Origin of the sequence: Methanosarcina baikalica (genome assembly GCF_031461075.1) — an archaeon.
GTDB classification, from domain to species: domain Archaea; phylum Halobacteriota; class Methanosarcinia; order Methanosarcinales; family Methanosarcinaceae; genus Methanosarcina; species Methanosarcina baikalica.
Genome location: NZ_JAVKPK010000143.1, coordinates 1 through 1,564, shown reverse-complemented (window position 1 = coordinate 1,564; position 1,564 = coordinate 1). Strand labels below are relative to the sequence as shown.

General features: G+C 55.4%; 1 rRNA gene. It reads left to right on the top strand.

Annotated features, from left to right (window positions below):
• The first annotated feature begins 82 nt into the window (after positions 1–82).
• A 16S ribosomal RNA gene (locus RG963_RS16425) occupies positions 83–1,560 on the top strand.
• Positions 1,561–1,564 lie beyond the last annotated feature (4 nt).

The following is a 1,564-nucleotide window of genomic DNA, read 5'->3' as shown; positions in this document are numbered from 1 at the left end:
AACTTAGAATAACTGAATTGCTAGTTGTTAGTGCAAGTTTCTGCGACCAAGACCTTTAATTTTCAATCTAGTGTGTTTAACAATTCTGGTTGATCCTGCCAGAGGTTACTGCTATCGGTGTTCGCCTAAGCCATGCGAGTCATATGTTCTTCGTGAACATGGCGTACTGCTCAGTAACACGTGGATAACCTGCCCTTGGGTCCGGCATAACCCCGGGAAACTGGGGATAATTCCGGATAACGCATATATGCTGGAATGCTTTCTGCGTAAAATGGATTCGTCTGCCCAAGGATGGGTCTGCGGCCTATCAGGTAGTAGTGGGTGTAATGTACCTACTAGCCGACGACGGGTACGGGTTGTGAGAGCAAGAGCCCGGAGATGGATTCTGAGACATGAATCCAGGCCCTACGGGGCGCAGCAGGCGCGAAAACTTTACAATGCGGGAAACCGTGATAAGGGGACACCGAGTGCCAGCATCATATGCTGGCTGTCCGGGTGTGTAAAATACACCCGTTAGCAAGGGCCGGGCAAGACCGGTGCCAGCCGCCGCGGTAACACCGGCGGCCCGAGTGGTGATCGTGATTATTGGGTCTAAAGGGTCCGTAGCCGGTTTGGTCAGTCCTCCGGGAAATCTGATAGCTCAACTATTAGGCTTTCGGGGGATACTGCCAGGCTTGGAACCGGGAGAGGTAAGAGGTACTACAGGGGTAGGAGTGAAATCTTGTAATCCCTGTGGGACCACCTGTGGCGAAGGCGTCTTACCAGAACGGGTTCGACGGTGAGGGACGAAAGCTGGGGGCACGAACCGGATTAGATACCCGGGTAGTCCCAGCCGTAAACGATGCTCGCTAGGTGTCAGGCATGGCGCGACCGTGTCTGGTGCCGCAGGGAAGCCGTGAAGCGAGCCACCTGGGAAGTACGGCCGCAAGGCTGAAACTTAAAGGAATTGGCGGGGGAGCACAACAACGGGTGGAGCCTGCGGTTTAATTGGACTCAACGCCGGACAACTCACCGGGGGCGACAGCAATATGTAGGCCAAGCTGAAGACTTTGCCTGAATCGCTGAGAGGAGGTGCATGGCCGTCGCCAGTTCGTACTGTGAAGCATCCTGTTAAGTCAGGCAACGAGCGAGACCCGTGCCCACTGTTACCAGCATATCCTCCGGGATGATGGGTACTCTGTGGGGACCGCCGGTGTTAAATCGGAGGAAGGTGCGGGCCACGGTAGGTCAGTATGCCCCGAATCTCCCGGGCTACACGCGGGCTACAATGGATGGGACAATGGGTCCCTCCCCCGAAAGGGGCTGGCAATCTCATAAACCCATCCCTAGTTCGGATCGAGGGCTGTAACTCGCCCTCGTGAAGCTGGAATCCGTAGTAATCGCGTTTCAATATAGCGCGGTGAATACGTCCCTGCTCCTTGCACACACCGCCCGTCAAACCACCCGAGTGAGGTATGGGTGAGGGCACGGACTCTGTGCCGTGTTCGAACCTGAATTTTGCAAGGGGGGTTAAGTCGTAACAAGGTAGCCGTAGGGGAATCTGCGGCTGGATCACCTCCTAAGC